Genomic DNA, 13,562 nt, shown 5'->3' with positions numbered 1-13,562 from the left:
TGGATAACCCGATACGCCGCTGCTGATGTAGCGGCGTCTATTGATTTGTATTGCGCCCCTTTTGGCGCAATAAAGGCAAGAAACTCATTTTCGTTCAGGAAGTTTTCGTGTGACTCAATCTCAACACTTTGCCATCGAACTTAAACAGATCGATAAGCGTTTTGGTGCTGTTCATGCCAACCGCGCAATCGATCTGCAAGTCCCGGCCGGAACCATTCACGGCATTATCGGTGAAAACGGTGCAGGCAAATCGACGCTCATGAGCATCATTTACGGCTTCTACACGCCTGATGCCGGAGAAATGCGCGTCAACAACACCCCATACTCCCCCAGCAATTCGCAAGATGCGATTGGTTCAGGGATCGGTATGGTTCACCAGCACTTCATGTTGGTGGATACCTTCACCGTTTTGGAAAACATTGTTCTGGGCGCGGAAAGCGGCTGGAAATTGAATGACAGCCTGAGTGCTGCGCGCAAAAAGCTCATCCAACTGGAAAAAGACTACGGTCTGGACGTCCCGCTCGACAGCCTGGTGGGCGATCTGCCAGTTGGCTTACAGCAGCGCGTCGAAATTCTGAAAGCGCTCTATCGCAACGCTAACGTACTCATTCTCGATGAACCCACTGGCGTGCTGACACCTCAGGAAGCGGATCACCTGTTTGCCATTCTCGATAAATTACGCAGTCAGGGAACCACCGTCATCATCATTACGCACAAACTGCGTGAAGTACTGGCGATTACCGACAACATCTCGGTGATGCGTCAGGGTCAGATGGTCGCCCATGTCAAAACCTCAGACACCAATCGTGAAGAACTGGCCGAACTGATGGTGGGGCGTAAAGTCCGCCTCAAAGTCGAAAAGTCTGAACCTCATCCGCAACAGGCGCTGTTGCAGGTTGAACACCTCAATTATGTCGACAGCAGTGGCGTTCCGCGTGTTAAAGACATCAGCTTCTCCGTTCGCGCTGGTGAACTGGTGGGTATCGCCGGCGTTTCCGGTAATGGTCAGTCTGAAATCCTGTCGCTGTTGTCCGGCATCCTCAAACCGACGTCCGGTACGATCCAGATGAATGGTCACACGATTTCTCCTCAACACCCGGCTGATCCACAGCAAGTACGTGCGATGGGTGTCGGCCATATTCCGGAAGATCGCCACAAACAGGGACTGATCAATAAGTTTGAAGCGCAAGAAGCTTACATTCTCGGCTACCACAACCTGCCGAAGTACAACAAAGGGCTGCTGCAAGATAAGCAGGCCATTGCGACGCTGTGTCAGGAAAGCATGAACAAATGGGATGTGCGGCCAAACGACATCCATCTGAAAACGGCCAATTTTTCCGGCGGCAACCAGCAGAAACTGGTGATCGCACGCGAAATGGAAGAAGAACCGGATGTGTTACTGATTGGTCAGCCGACGCGCGGGGTCGACATCGGCGCGATTGAATACATCCATCAACAGATCATCGCCTGCCGTGATGCGGGAAAAGCGATCCTGCTGGTATCGGTGGAACTCGACGAGATCCTCAGTCTGGCAGATCGCATTCTGGTGGTCTTTGACGGCGCGATCGTGGGTGAACTGGATGCCAAATTGGCAGACGAGAAAACCTTGGGCCTGATGATGGCCAACATCGTGCCGGATCATGTAACACAATCACAGGGGAACTTGGTATGAGTCAGACAAATGTCCCTGCCTGGGTCACGATAGGGTTGCTGCCTGCGATCAATGTTCTGGTTGCGTTTCTGGTCTCTGCCCTGCTGTTTATCTACATCGACATCAATCCGCTCGATGCGATCAAAGTCATGTGGACCGGCGCTTTTGGCTACGCGGAAGGCTTCGGTTACACCCTCTACTACACTACGGGCTTTATCTTCACTGGTCTTGCCGTTGCGGTGGCTTATCATGCTGGCCTGTTCAACATCGGGGTAGAAGGTCAGGCTTACATCGGTGGTCTTGGTGTCGGCTTAGTCTGTTTAACACTGGGCGAATACGCGCCTTGGTATGTGGTATTTCCGGTTGCGGTGCTCGCCGGCGGTGCCTTTGGTGCGGTCTGGGCGTTTATTCCGGCGTACCTGCAGGCGAAACGTGGCTCGCACATCGTGATCACCACGATCATGTTCAATTTCATCGCCTCTTCGCTGATGGCTTATCTGTTGGTTGATGTGCTGAAGCCGGAAAACACCATGGCAACCGAAAGCCGCGTGTTTGCGGTATCGAGCTGGTTACCGAAAATGCATGAACTGCTGGCTGCGTTTGGCGTAAAACTGGCCGCAAGCCCACTCAACATCAGCTTTTTGTTTGCGCTGCTGAGCTGTGTTTTCGTCTGGCTGTTTATCTGGCATACCCGTTGGGGCTATGAGATTCGCGCCATCGGCGCCAATGCGTCCGCGGCTTCTTACGCCGGGATTAACTACATCAAAGTGATTGTGATTACCATGCTGCTTTCTGGCATGTTGGCCGGTTTCTTTGGCATCAATGTTCTGCAAGGCGAGCTGCACCAAATCAAACTGAACTTCGTCGAAGGCTTTGGCTTTACCGGGATTGCCGTCGCACTGATGGGTCGTAACCACCCGGTCGGAGTCCTGCTGGCGAGTTTGCTGTTTGGCTTCCTCTATCAGGGCGGTGCAGAACTGAGTTTTGAATATGGGGTTGACCGCAATATCGTCGTCGTTTTGCAAGGTTTGGTGATTCTGTTCTCCGGCGCGTTGGAGCACATGTTCCGCCCATCGCTGGAACGCACCTACCGACGTCTGTTCGGCCAGTCAAAACAAGGAGTGGCATAAGCTATGTTTGAAACCTTTATTCTAATGGCCGATGCCACGGTCCGAGTCTCGACACCGCTGATTCTGGCCGCCTTGGCTGGCATGTTCAGTGAACGCTCCGGCGTCGTAAACATCGCGCTGGAAGGGAAACTGCTCGCCTCAGCATTTGCCGGTGCGGCGACCGCCTCTGTAACAGGCTCAGCCTGGCTTGGTTTGCTGGCAGGTGTCGGTGTTTCCATCCTGCTCGCGCTGCTGCACGGCTTTGCCTCCATTACCCACCGCGGCGAACAGGTCGTCAGCGGCATGGCCATCAACATTCTGGCGACAGGCTTGACCATTACCCTCGGCCGTTACTGGTTTGGACAGGGCGGCCAGACGCCCACGCTCTCAGGCGATGCGCGTTTTGCGCCGCTCACCCTGCCTGGTGCTGATGCCGTTCAGGATACGCCTGTGATTGGACTGCTGTATTCCGAGTTGATCAGCGGCCACTCAATCATTGAATACATCGCCTTTCTGGCGGTACCAACCGCTTGGTATGTGCTGTTCAAGACCCGCTTTGGTCTGCGCTTGCGCGCGGTCGGTGAGTCCCCTGCTGCGGTCGATACCGCGGGGATTTCGGTCGTCCGCATGCGTTACAGCGCCATGGTGATCTGTGGCCTGTTGGTCGGTCTGGGCGGCGTGTATTTGTCGGTCGGCCAGACGGCGCAGTTCATTCCAAATATGAGTGCTGGTAAGGGCTATATGGCCCTCGCCGCGCTGATTTTCGGGAAATGGCGGCCTGTGACAGCGATGGCGGCCTGTTTGTTGTTCGGCTTTCTCGACGCACTGGCGATTCGCTTGCAAGGGGTCTCGATTGGTGATTTCCCCATTCCGGTCCAGGCAATCGAAGCTTCGCCTTATATACTGACCGTCTTCCTGCTGGCTGGCTTTATTGGTAAAGCGGTGGCACCAAAAGCGATTGGTGTGCCTTACACCAAAGAGCGCGAGTAACCACCAAATAGTAAAGGGCACATATCGTGCCCTTTACTTTATCCTTCAGATCAGAATTGTCACTCACGCTTCAGATATGCCAAACACGCATAAACTGTTATCCCACAGTTGCTGCGTCAGTTGATGTGGGTCTTCATTGCGAAGCTGCGCCAAAGCATCAAGTACCTGCGGCAGATAACGCGGATGGTTGGGTTGTCCCTGCAAGCCTGACAACGGCATATCGGGAGCATCCGTTTCCAGCACCAACGACTCAATCGGCAACATCGCCACGGCCTGACGCGTTTTATTGGCACGTGGATAGGTGATGACACCACCGACACCGATGCGAAATCCCAAAGCAATAAACTGCTGCGCCTGTTGCACACTGCCGGAAAAAGCGTGCAACACCCCGCCGTATTGAAAACGGGTTTGTTTAAGCAATTGCAGCAAGCGATTGTGCGTTTTTCGGCTATGCAGAATAACGGGCAGTTGCGCACTCTGCGCAATTGCCAGTTGCCCGACCAACAACTGTTCCTGCAACTGGGTATCGACAGCAATCATGCCATCAAGCCCCATTTCGCCGAGCGCGATACATGCCTCACTGCGCACACTGAGTTCGCGTTCCAGTCTGGCTAGCGGATTGTGCCAATCTGATTGAAGAAAATAGGGATGAAAACCCAGTGCGTAATAAACCGCACCGGGAAACTGCTCAGCCAACTGCGCAACACGTTGCCAGTTCTGCGGCCCAATAGAGGGAATGAGAAAACGTTCAACCCCAGCTTGTTGTGCCAGCGATATCTCGGTCGGGAAATCACTGGCAAACGCATCAAAATCGAAATGACAATGGGTGTCGAACAGGCGGACCTCAGACTTTATCGCCATCTTGATCGTGCGCCGGGTCTTTACGGTATGGTACGCAGCAGCGTTTTTGGTCCGGCGTCAGCCCCATGGCCCGACACCAGGCATCGTAGCGTGCGATCATTGCCTTCATCCATGCCCACATAGCAAACTCTCCTGTGCGTAACGATTACTGTTCTTCGCGCTTGAATACCAGTTCAGTAGCGGTCGATTCTGCCGCCACAAAATAGTAGCCAGCGGTATCAAACGCTTCCAGCTGTTTTACCGACTCAATACGGTTTTCAATAATGTAACGAGCCATCATGCCGCGCGCCTTTTTGGCGTAGAAACTGATCACTTTGTACTGACCATTTTTGCAGTCTTTGAACACTGGCGTGATGACCTGCGCGTCCAGTTGTTTGGTATTGACCGCTTTGAAATATTCATTGGATGCCAGATTGACCAACACGTTGTCGCCTTGAGCGGCAATCGCCTCATTGAGCTTGTCAGTAATAACATTGCCCCAGAACTGGTAAAGGTTACTGCCACGCTCGTTCGCCAGCTTGGTGCCCATCTCCAAACGGTAAGGCTGCATCAGATCCAGCGGCTTCAACAGACCATACAGGCCAGACAACATGCGTAGATGTGACTGTGCAAAGCTCAGATCATCATCGCTTAGCGTCTCAGCCTCAAGCCCGGTATACACGTCCCCTTTGAAGGCAAAAATCGCCTGGCGGGCGTTTTCAAAGGTGAAAGTCTCACTCCACTCAGCAAAGCGAGCAACGTTGAGTCCGGCAATTTTATCGCTCACCTTCATCAGCGCGGAAATGTCCGCCGGTGTCAGTTTACGGCACACCTCAATCAGTGCTTTTGAGTGCTGGGTCAGTTCCGGTTGTGTGTGGCGCTCGCTTGGCAGCGGCGATTCATAATCCAGTGTTTTTGCAGGTGAAACCACAATCAGCATTGTCTTATCCTAATTCTTTGATTGGTTGAGCTTTATATAGCCTACAAAAAAAGCCATGCATTGTCTGCATGGCTTTTCCAATCTCTGGTATTGACGCTGTCTATTAAGACTTTTTGTTGTTGTCCCAGATACCGTCTTCCAGCTGAGATTTCAGCTCAGGGTATTCATTGGCATCAAAAGTCGGCACTTTGCCCGCTTTCAACTGGCGGTTGTAGTCTTTCGCCAGCTTAATCACAATGCCAGACAGCAACAGAATCGCTACCAGGTTAACAATCGCCATCAGACCCATCGACACGTCAGCCATTGACCAAACGGTCGGCAGCGTTGCCAGAGAGCCGAACATCACCATGCTCAGGAAGATCAGGCGGAAGACCACCAGACCTTTCTTGTTGTTGTGCTCAAGGAAAATCAGGTTGGTTTCTGCATACGAATAGTTAGCAATGATCGAGGTGAACGCGAAGAAGAAGATCGCAAACGCCACGAAAATAGAGCCCCAGCTACCCACTTGTGAACTCAGCGCGCGCTGTGTCAGCTCGATACCAGTAATTTCACCATGTGGTACGTATTCACCCGACATCAGGATGATAGCAACGGTAGCCGAACAGATTACGATCGTGTCAACAAACACGCCCAGCATCTGCACGTAGCCCTGAGAAGCAGGGTGTGGTGGATATGGTGTTGCGGATGCCGCTGCGTTTGGCGCAGAACCCATACCGGCTTCGTTCGAGAACAGGCCACGTTTCACACCGTTAATCATCGCCTGGGCAATCGCGTAGCCCAAACCACCAGCAGCGGCTTGCTGGAAGCCAAACGCGCTCTTGATCACCAGGCTGAATACGGCCGGCAGTTTTTCAAGGTTCATGAACACGACGAACAGGGCAATCGCAATGTACGCCAGCGCCATGAACGGCACAATGATTTCCGCGGTGCGCGCAATCTTACGGATACCACCGAAGATAACGAACGCAGACAGCAGAACAATCGCAATACCAACGTAGAGCGGTTCGTAGCCAAATGCGGTGTTCATCGCGTTAGTGATGGAGTTCGCTTGTACAGCGTTGAACACCAGACCAAATGCAATGATCAGGAAGATAGAGAACAGCACGCCCATCCAGCGCATGCCCAGGCCTTTTTCCATGTAGTAAGCCGGACCACCGCGGTAGTTACCGTCTTTATCGCGGGTTTTGTACAGCTGCGCCAGCGTACTTTCCGCAAAAGAGGTCGCCATACCCAGGCAAGCCGTCATCCACATCCAGAAAATCGCACCCGGACCACCAGCGGTCAGAGCGACAGCCACACCGGCCATATTACCGGTACCCACGCGGGCAGCCAGACTGGTACAAAGGGCTTGGAAAGAAGAAATACCAGCATTGTCCTCTTTTCGGCTGTTCTTCAACACGCTGAACATGTGGCCGAAATGACGGAATTGGATGAAGCCTAAACGTAGAGTGAAGTAAATACCTACACCCACTAAAAGATAAACCAGAATCGATCCCCAAAGCAGATCGTTCATTAAATTGATTAAGTCTGTCACAAGTACCTCTCGTAGAGTGATTGCGCTGATCTGAGCTAAAGCCAGCACGGCAAATGCACTTTCGCGTCCCGCGAAATTATCAGAATTGTGGTTACATTTGATGTCGTTTTGCCGGTCAGAATGACCGTCAAAATAAACCAGCGTATTTTTTGACGGGCGGATAATGCAACCTGAGGTAGTAAAAATCAATATGCAATCAAATGCATTTAATTGTTATTTTTTACTATAAAATCACCATTCATTAACACGCAACCAATCAAAAACAACACAAAATTAGAACAAAACACCACACATATCGCAACATTTTAGAGCAAAAAGCAACCATAAAAACCTTATTGCATAAACTTAATCTCATCCCCTGAGAATAAAGGGATGGGACGTTCAGGCCGGGAAATTTGTCAGCAAAAAGTCATATTTTGAAATCAAACGAACAAAAAATAACCACCCAATCATTCTGGCACGAACTCTTCAACACCTTTTTAACAACCTGCCGAACGCAATAAAAACGTTTGCGCAGTTCAATTGCTGATTTTTTGCTCAAAATTTCCGTCAGAAAAGTGTGAATTCCAGTTGAAAAACTCATCAAAGCTTCATCGAAACGAAACAAATGAGAAACAAATCAAAGTTACGCTGCGGCTAACTGTGCTATTTAGACAGCACTCATGGAATGACAACAACGACAATGAGGCTAGATTATGGATGACTTGCACTTCGATGAACTGTTGGATAGGGAAATCACGAAAATCCGCGCCAACCGAGCGAAACCGGTAAAGCGCATGTGGAGAGAGATCGAAGCCATTCGAGACAAGAAGCGATTGGAGAAAGAGCTTCTCGATATGGATATCTGTCTGGAGATTGACGACATCAAATTATGAAATAAAAAGGCACCGCTCGGTGCCTTTTTATTATTTATCTCATTGCGCTATCAGGTGCACTCGGATTCGCTTTTCCGCACTCGACGGGCCAGCTGAGCAAAACGTTCGGCAATAGTCTCACCAAACACCGGATCATCTTCATTTTCGTTCCATTGCGACTCCACTTTCTGCCAATCGGCAACGGTAAACGTGCGATTGATCAGTGGCAGAATGGACTGCTCTTCCATTTCCAGATGGCGGCGCTGCGCACTGATAAAGCTTTCCAGTTTCTCGATAATCACCTCTTGCGGCACAACCGCATCCTGCAGAATCATCTCAATGATATTGAGGAAAGCATGTGTCTGCTCGGAAAGCACCATGTGCTCTTTTTCCAGATCGGCCACCGTGTGGTGTTCACCATAATGCTGCATATAGTAGCGGTAAATGATGTCCTCTTTCGGGTGATGGACGGTTTCAGAATGACTGGCAAGGTAATCAACGATCTCTTTTACCAAGCTATAATTGATGGCCTGTTCGGCTTTAAGCAATTGCAGCTTGTCGCGCAGTATCGCCAGTAGCCGAGTCATGTAGCCATGCTCGCGTCTGATTCTCTCAATCATCATCGTGTTTCTCCCTTACACATACTTTATGTAAGTGTATATAAGGATTCAAAAACACGCTTTGATTCTGGTCGAAAAAACACCAATTAACGCATTAGTCGAGCTGTGGCTGCCAGTTGATTGGCGCTTTACCTTGCTGCTCAAGCAACTGATTGGTTTGTGAAAAGTGGCGACAACCCAAAAAACCGCGATGGGCAGAAAGTGGCGACGGGTGCGGAGCCATCAGCACATGGTGCCGCTGACGATCGATCATGCGGCCTTTCTTCTGAGCGTGCGAGCCCCACAGCAGAAACACAATCCCCTGGCCATTCTGATTGAGAGCATCAATCACGCGATCAGTGAAGGTTTCCCAGCCGGTATTGGCGTGCGAATGCGCTTGACCTTGTTCGACGGTCAGTACGGTGTTGAGAAGCAAAACGCCCTGCTCGGCCCAGCTTTTGAGATAGCCATGGTTCGGGATCTGAAAGCCAGGAATATCCTGTGCCAGTTCCTTATACATGTTGACCAACGAAGGGGGAGTTTTGATGCCGGGTTGCACGGAAAAACACAGCCCGTGAGCCTGATTAGGCCCGTGATAAGGGTCTTGGCCGAGAATCACCACTTTCACCTGGTTAAATTCCGTGAAGCGAAATGCGTTAAATACGTCTTTCGCCGGAGGGAAAATTACCTTGCCCGCCTGTCGTTGTTGTTCAACGAATGCGAGAGTCTGCTGAAAATAGTCTTGCTGCTTCTCGGCACCAATAACGTCATGCCAGGTCAGTGACTGAGTCATAAAAGATCCTTATTACTTGAAGAATAAGGGCGATTGTACCCTGATTTCTTCTCAGACGTCAGGCATCAGTGATGACTCAGTGCGCATTCCGGCCATGCTCATCAATGATGAGGACGACTACGTTGTGGAGAACGATGATGTCCCTGCCCATTCACATGACGATTGGGGACCGGCATGCGTGGCACAGAACGAGCGACTGAGTTAACGGCGAGCGATTTAGGTGCGTTCATATTGACATCCTTACTGACATGACACTTACATGAAAATGTAATGAAAGAAAGATGCCAATATTGTGAATTAAGTCGGAATTATAAATTCTGCAAATGAATTTCTCGCAACGCATTGATCTCATCGGCCCAAATATCAGGATCGATTGTCTCCAAAATCAATGGGATACCATTGAAACGGGGATCTTTTGCGATGTATTCAAAGCAGCTCCAGCCGATCTCCCCTTTACCCAATGAATGGTGGCGGTCAACGCGGCTGCCATGAACAGACTTTGAGTCATTGATATGCATTGCCCTTAAATAGTGCATGCCCACAATGCGCTCGAACTCGGCAAACGTGGCTTCACATGCTTCAGGGGTGCGTAGATCGTAACCCGCAGCAAACGTGTGGCAGGTATCGAGACACACGCCGACACGCGACTTATCTTCAACCTGATCAATAATTTCGGCCAGATGCTCAAAACGCCACCCGAGGTTGGTTCCCTGCCCGGCGGTGTTTTCAATCACCGCAATCACCTCAGGAACGGCCTGATGTGCGATATTGATCGATTCCGCAATCGTACGCAGACACTCCGCTTCACTCACCTGCTTTAGGTGGCTACCCGGATGGAAGTTGAGTAACGTTAGCCCCAATTGCTGACAGCGCTGCATTTCATCGATAAATGCTTCGCGTGACTTCTCCAGCTTGTCAGCTTCCGGAGCTCCAAGGTTAATCAGGTACGAGTCGTGCGGCAGAATGTGTTCTGCGGCAAATCCCAAACGCTGACAATTCGCTTTAAAGGCACGAATCGTGGCCGCTTCAAGCGGCTTCGCCACCCACTGGCGTTGATTCTTAGTAAACAGTGCAAACGCATTAGCACCAATCTCTTTGGCGCGCACTGGTGCCTGATCAACACCACCTGAGGCCGACACATGTGCGCCGATGAACTTCTTCCCAAAATCGATTTTACTGTTTGTCATTTAATCACTTTACACTTTCAGTTCTACCGCCTAACTGCCTGATCTTGCGTTATCCAAGTCAAGCTGACGACTAGTTTTGTAGTAAAATTACAACAAAACTACAGTTAAAATTTGTTTTAATATTTAAAATAAATTGTAATTAGTTTGTTTTTAAACAACTTATTGACCAAAATCAAATTATTCACCTTGATAAAAACAAGGTTTATTGTTGTTTTTTGACTTAAATCAATACTATCTTTAAGGATATTGGTTATATAATACGAAGCTCAACAAGGTTTGAAAATTAACACCAATAATTGCCACGTTTGTGGACTAGGAGATAGTGATGATCCAAGGTATCCAAATTACTAAAGCCGCTAATGATGACCTACTTAACTCAATTTGGCTAATCGACAATGAAGCGAATGAAGCGCGTTGTGTTGCTGCAGTCGCTGGCTACGAAGCTGATCAGGTTGTCGCATTGAACGAACTGGGCGAATTCGAAAGCCGTGAAGTAGCGATTGAAACAGCGCCTCGTATCGAAGGTGGCCAACACCTGAACGTGAACGTACTAAAGCGTGAAACTCTGGAAGATGCCGTAGCAAACCCAGAAAAATACCCACAGCTGACCATTCGCGTGTCAGGCTACGCGGTACGTTTCAACTCTCTGACTCCAGAACAGCAACGCGACGTTATCGCGCGTACTTTTACTGAGTCACTATAATCTCAGATGCATGAAAAAAGCGGTGCCTAAGGCGCCGCTTTTTTTATTCTCTCTGCTGGCAAAGGTAACCAAAGCTCAAGTTAACCTTGGTTCCGCATGATTCATCAGGCCGATTAAGGCTGCACTTTTACCAGCAAGGCTTTCAGAGCATCAAAGTCATTATCGAGATCAACTGACAACAGCTCCATCACCGCATGTTTGGCGAGCGGCGCGGGCAGTTCGATATCCGTACCTAAAATCTCATCGACGACTTCTTTGAATTTCGCCGGATGCGCTGTACACAGGAACAGACCGGTTTCGCCCGGTTGCAGTTGCTCGCTGAGAACCCGGTAAGCGATCGCGCCATGTGGTTCACACAAATAGCCCAGTTCATTGAGCTCTTGTACTGATTGCGCGCTCTCGTGATCAAGCACCGCACCTTTGCCCAATGTTTCCAGGCCCCAATCTTTCAGGCGGCACAGCTCTTCAATGCGTGGCCAGTTGTTTGGCTGGCTTACATCCATCGCATTCGATGTGGTTGCGACCGTCGGTTTTGGATCCCATTTACCAGTTTCCAGATAACGAGGCACAGTGTCGTTGGCGTTCGTTGCGGCAATGAAACGTTTGATCGGCAGACCCAGCGCTTTGGCCAGCAGGCCTGCAGTCAGATTACCGAAGTTACCACTCGGGACCGAAATCACTAGGTTCTCGCGCTCTGCCTTGCTCATCTGCGATGCCGCTTCAAAGTAGTAACAGATTTGCGCCATCAGGCGGCTGATGTTGATAGAATTCGCGGAGTTGAGGCCGATCTGCTGACGCAGCTCAGCATCATCAAACGCTTTTTTCACTAACGCCTGACAAGCATCAAAGTCGCCATTGATGGCCACAGTATGAATGTTCTTACCCAGCGTACAGAACAGCTTCTCTTGCAATGGGCTGATCTTGCCTTTCGGATACAGAATCACCACATTGATGTCTTCCATGCCGTAGAAGGCGTGGGCAACCGCCGCACCGGTATCACCCGATGTTGCGGTCAGAATGGTGATCTTACCGCCGTTAGAAACCGCTGCCAGAGATTGGGCCATAAAACGACCACCAAAGTCTTTAAACGCCAGCGTAGGACCGTGGAACAGCTCCAGCGCATAAACGCCGTCTTTAACTGACTTTATGGGCGCAGGGAATTGGAAGGCCGCATCCACCATCGCGTTCACTTTTTCTTCCGGTAGCTCATCGCCAATCAGCGCAGACAGAATTTTGGTGCTGCGAGAGACGAAATCTTCCGCCAGCAGTGCATCAATGTCGTCAAACTTTGGCAATTCCGACGGGAAAAACAGGCCTTGGTTGCGGCCTAATCCTTGGCGCACGGCTTGGCCAAAGGAGACTTGTTCATCATTTTCTTTTATGTTGTAAAGCTTCATAGCTCACTTCCTGTAACTTTCGAACCGTTCTTGTCGAGGCGACAAATGTGTACGAATCCTTCTTCATTTTGGACGTAGTTTTGTTCAAGCCAACGAGCGACACGCTCTGCGACATCTTTATCTTTGCATACGCTAAACAGCGTTGGACCACTGCCTGATATCCCGGTCGCCAGTGCTCCTGCAGAGGCCGCGTATTTACGCGCATCGGCAAAGCCAGGCAGCAGTTTCTCACGATACGGCTCCGCGATCACGTCTTTGATCATCTTCGCCGCCAGCTCTGGCTGGTTGGTATGGCAAGCGTGAATAAAGCCCGCCAGATAGCGTCCGTGAGCGATGATATCCTGACGACGGTATTGAGAAGGCAGAATCGCACGCGCTTCCGCGGTGGATACTTTGATCCCCGGATACGCCATCACCCAGTACCAGTCATCAAAACACGGCACTTCCTGACTGATGATGCCGAGTTCTTCCAGCATGAGTTGTACGCCGCCCAGATAGCAAGGTGCCACGTTGTCGTAATGCACACCACCGGAGATCTTGCCCTCCATTTCCCCCATCAGTGCCAGCAGCTCAGTTTCATTCAGTGGTTGGCCATGGAAGCGGTTAAGGGCATCGAGTGCAGCGACGATCGAACAGGCACTGGAACCCAGTCCCGAGCCGATCGGCATGTTTTTCTCCAACGTCATTTCCAGCGGTTTGAGCGCAATTTGCTTTTTATCCAGCTCGCGCGCAAACACGGTCCAACAATCGTACACGATGTTTTCTTTCGGATCCGTTGGCAGCTTAGAGACAAAACTGCCCGCGGTTTTCAGTGTGAACGGTTCGCTGCCCGCTTTGACCTGCACGCGGTCACCAAGCAGAGTGCCGTCGATCGGGGACACGGCGGCCCCCAGCACATCGAACCCGACACTGACGTTACCGATCGATGCCGGTGCATAAACGACGACACTCATATCACTTGAACT

Annotated in this window: 15 protein-coding genes; 6 read left to right on the top strand and 9 right to left on the bottom strand. The window is 50.6% G+C overall.

The window, feature by feature from the left end; translation table 11 throughout:
• Positions 1-109: 109 nt before the first annotated feature.
• The 3 genes from LGV68_RS11215 to LGV68_RS11205 are packed head-to-tail and all read left to right on the top strand — an operon-like array spanning position 110 to position 3,750.
• Complete coding sequence (locus tag LGV68_RS11215) at positions 110-1,672, top strand: ABC transporter ATP-binding protein (protein WP_199465703.1); 1,563 nt, start codon at positions 110-112, stop codon at positions 1,670-1,672.
• Positions 1,669-2,781, top strand: coding sequence for an ABC transporter permease (locus LGV68_RS11210; RefSeq protein WP_252535196.1), 1,113 nt, complete (start codon positions 1,669-1,671; stop codon positions 2,779-2,781). Before LGV68_RS11215 ends, LGV68_RS11210 begins: the two co-directional genes overlap by 4 nt.
• A 3-nt stretch (positions 2,782-2,784) precedes the next feature.
• Positions 2,785-3,750 (top strand): ABC transporter permease, encoded by a 966-nt coding sequence (locus LGV68_RS11205; protein WP_252535194.1) that lies wholly within the window; start codon positions 2,785-2,787, stop codon positions 3,748-3,750.
• Positions 3,751-3,813: 63 nt separating this feature from the next.
• Here LGV68_RS11205 and LGV68_RS11200 read toward each other — a convergent pair whose 3' ends face one another.
• The 4 genes from LGV68_RS11200 to LGV68_RS11185 all read right to left on the bottom strand — a co-directional run bounded on the left by LGV68_RS11200 (position 3,814) and on the right by LGV68_RS11185 (position 7,064).
• Positions 3,814-4,611, bottom strand: coding sequence for a TatD family hydrolase (locus tag LGV68_RS11200; protein ID WP_222807728.1), 798 nt, complete (start codon positions 4,609-4,611; stop codon positions 3,814-3,816).
• Positions 4,595-4,732 carry a hypothetical protein gene (locus LGV68_RS11195; protein ID WP_020330534.1) on the bottom strand — a complete coding sequence of 46 codons (138 nt, stop codon included), beginning with the start codon at positions 4,730-4,732 and terminating at the stop codon, positions 4,595-4,597. The genes LGV68_RS11200 and LGV68_RS11195 overlap by 17 nt, the downstream gene beginning before the upstream one ends.
• Positions 4,733-4,756: 24 nt before the next feature.
• Positions 4,757-5,530 carry a peroxide stress protein YaaA gene (gene yaaA, locus LGV68_RS11190; RefSeq protein WP_024373290.1) on the bottom strand — a complete coding sequence of 258 codons (774 nt, stop codon included), beginning with the start codon at positions 5,528-5,530 and terminating at the stop codon, positions 4,757-4,759.
• A 103-nt stretch (positions 5,531-5,633) separates the two neighbouring features.
• Positions 5,634-7,064 (bottom strand): sodium:alanine symporter family protein, encoded by a 1,431-nt coding sequence (locus tag LGV68_RS11185; RefSeq protein WP_032081785.1) that lies wholly within the window; start codon positions 7,062-7,064, stop codon positions 5,634-5,636.
• A 695-nt stretch (positions 7,065-7,759) separates the two neighbouring features.
• Here LGV68_RS11185 and LGV68_RS11180 point away from each other — a divergent pair.
• Complete coding sequence (locus tag LGV68_RS11180) at positions 7,760-7,939, top strand: DUF3545 family protein (protein ID WP_020330530.1); 180 nt, start codon at positions 7,760-7,762, stop codon at positions 7,937-7,939.
• 50 nt (positions 7,940-7,989) lie between these two features.
• On the opposite strand, the gene LGV68_RS11175 is transcribed toward LGV68_RS11180, so the two are convergent.
• Both LGV68_RS11175 and ung read right to left on the bottom strand, forming a co-directional pair.
• A complete protein-coding gene (locus tag LGV68_RS11175; protein WP_020330529.1) occupies positions 7,990-8,541 on the bottom strand; it encodes a hemerythrin domain-containing protein in 552 nt (183 codons plus the stop codon).
• A 91-nt stretch (positions 8,542-8,632) separates the two neighbouring features.
• Positions 8,633-9,310, bottom strand: coding sequence for a uracil-DNA glycosylase (ung, locus tag LGV68_RS11170; protein WP_044362114.1), 678 nt, complete (start codon positions 9,308-9,310; stop codon positions 8,633-8,635).
• A gap of 16 nt (positions 9,311-9,326) precedes the next feature.
• Here ung and LGV68_RS11165 point away from each other — a divergent pair, with 16 nt between their 5' ends.
• Entirely contained in the window at positions 9,327-9,515 is a 189-nt protein-coding gene (locus tag LGV68_RS11165; RefSeq protein WP_020330527.1) for a hypothetical protein, read from the top strand.
• Positions 9,516-9,618: 103 nt separating this feature from the next.
• Here the strand turns inward: LGV68_RS11165 and nfo are convergent, their stop codons facing one another.
• Positions 9,619-10,497: a deoxyribonuclease IV gene (gene nfo, locus LGV68_RS11160; protein WP_061056856.1), complete on the bottom strand. Its 879-nt coding sequence runs from the start codon at positions 10,495-10,497 to the stop codon at positions 9,619-9,621.
• A gap of 325 nt (positions 10,498-10,822) precedes the next feature.
• Here nfo and grcA point away from each other — a divergent pair, with 325 nt between their 5' ends.
• Positions 10,823-11,200, top strand: coding sequence for an autonomous glycyl radical cofactor GrcA (grcA, locus tag LGV68_RS11155; RefSeq protein WP_024373292.1), 378 nt, complete (start codon positions 10,823-10,825; stop codon positions 11,198-11,200).
• Between the two features lie 113 nt (positions 11,201-11,313).
• Here the strand turns inward: grcA and thrC are convergent, their stop codons facing one another.
• Positions 11,314-12,597, bottom strand: coding sequence for a threonine synthase (gene thrC, locus LGV68_RS11150; protein WP_020330524.1), 1,284 nt, complete (start codon positions 12,595-12,597; stop codon positions 11,314-11,316).
• Positions 12,594-13,550, bottom strand: coding sequence for a homoserine kinase (gene thrB, locus LGV68_RS11145; protein WP_020330523.1), 957 nt, complete (start codon positions 13,548-13,550; stop codon positions 12,594-12,596). Before thrB ends, thrC begins: the two co-directional genes overlap by 4 nt.
• Positions 13,551-13,562: the final 12 nt, after the last annotated feature.

This window comes from Vibrio sp. LQ2, assembly GCF_023920125.1.
GTDB classification, from domain to species: domain Bacteria; phylum Pseudomonadota; class Gammaproteobacteria; order Enterobacterales; family Vibrionaceae; genus Vibrio; species Vibrio fluvialis.
The sequence above is the reverse complement of the archived record's forward strand: the minus strand, read 5'-3'. Positions and strand labels throughout refer to the sequence as shown.

Excerpts from the sequence above, each read along its gene's own strand:
- grcA (WP_024373292.1), top strand. The coding sequence starts at position 10,823 with ATGATCCAAGGTATCCAAATTACTAAAGCCGCTAATGATGACCTACTT.
- nfo (WP_061056856.1), bottom strand. The coding sequence starts at position 10,497 with ATGACAAACAGTAAAATCGATTTTGGGAAGAAGTTCATCGGCGCACAT.
- LGV68_RS11210 (WP_252535196.1), top strand. The coding sequence starts at position 1,669 with ATGAGTCAGACAAATGTCCCTGCCTGGGTCACGATAGGGTTGCTGCCT.
- LGV68_RS11180 (WP_020330530.1), top strand. The coding sequence starts at position 7,760 with ATGGATGACTTGCACTTCGATGAACTGTTGGATAGGGAAATCACGAAA.
- thrC (WP_020330524.1), bottom strand. The coding sequence starts at position 12,597 with ATGAAGCTTTACAACATAAAAGAAAATGATGAACAAGTCTCCTTTGGC.
- LGV68_RS11200 (WP_222807728.1), bottom strand. The coding sequence starts at position 4,611 with ATGGCGATAAAGTCTGAGGTCCGCCTGTTCGACACCCATTGTCATTTC.
- ung (WP_044362114.1), bottom strand. The coding sequence starts at position 9,310 with ATGACTCAGTCACTGACCTGGCATGACGTTATTGGTGCCGAGAAGCAG.
- LGV68_RS11175 (WP_020330529.1), bottom strand. The coding sequence starts at position 8,541 with ATGATGATTGAGAGAATCAGACGCGAGCATGGCTACATGACTCGGCTA.
- LGV68_RS11205 (WP_252535194.1), top strand. The coding sequence starts at position 2,785 with ATGTTTGAAACCTTTATTCTAATGGCCGATGCCACGGTCCGAGTCTCG.
- thrB (WP_020330523.1), bottom strand. The coding sequence starts at position 13,550 with ATGAGTGTCGTCGTTTATGCACCGGCATCGATCGGTAACGTCAGTGTC.
- yaaA (WP_024373290.1), bottom strand. The coding sequence starts at position 5,530 with ATGCTGATTGTGGTTTCACCTGCAAAAACACTGGATTATGAATCGCCG.
- LGV68_RS11195 (WP_020330534.1), bottom strand. The coding sequence starts at position 4,732 with ATGTGGGCATGGATGAAGGCAATGATCGCACGCTACGATGCCTGGTGT.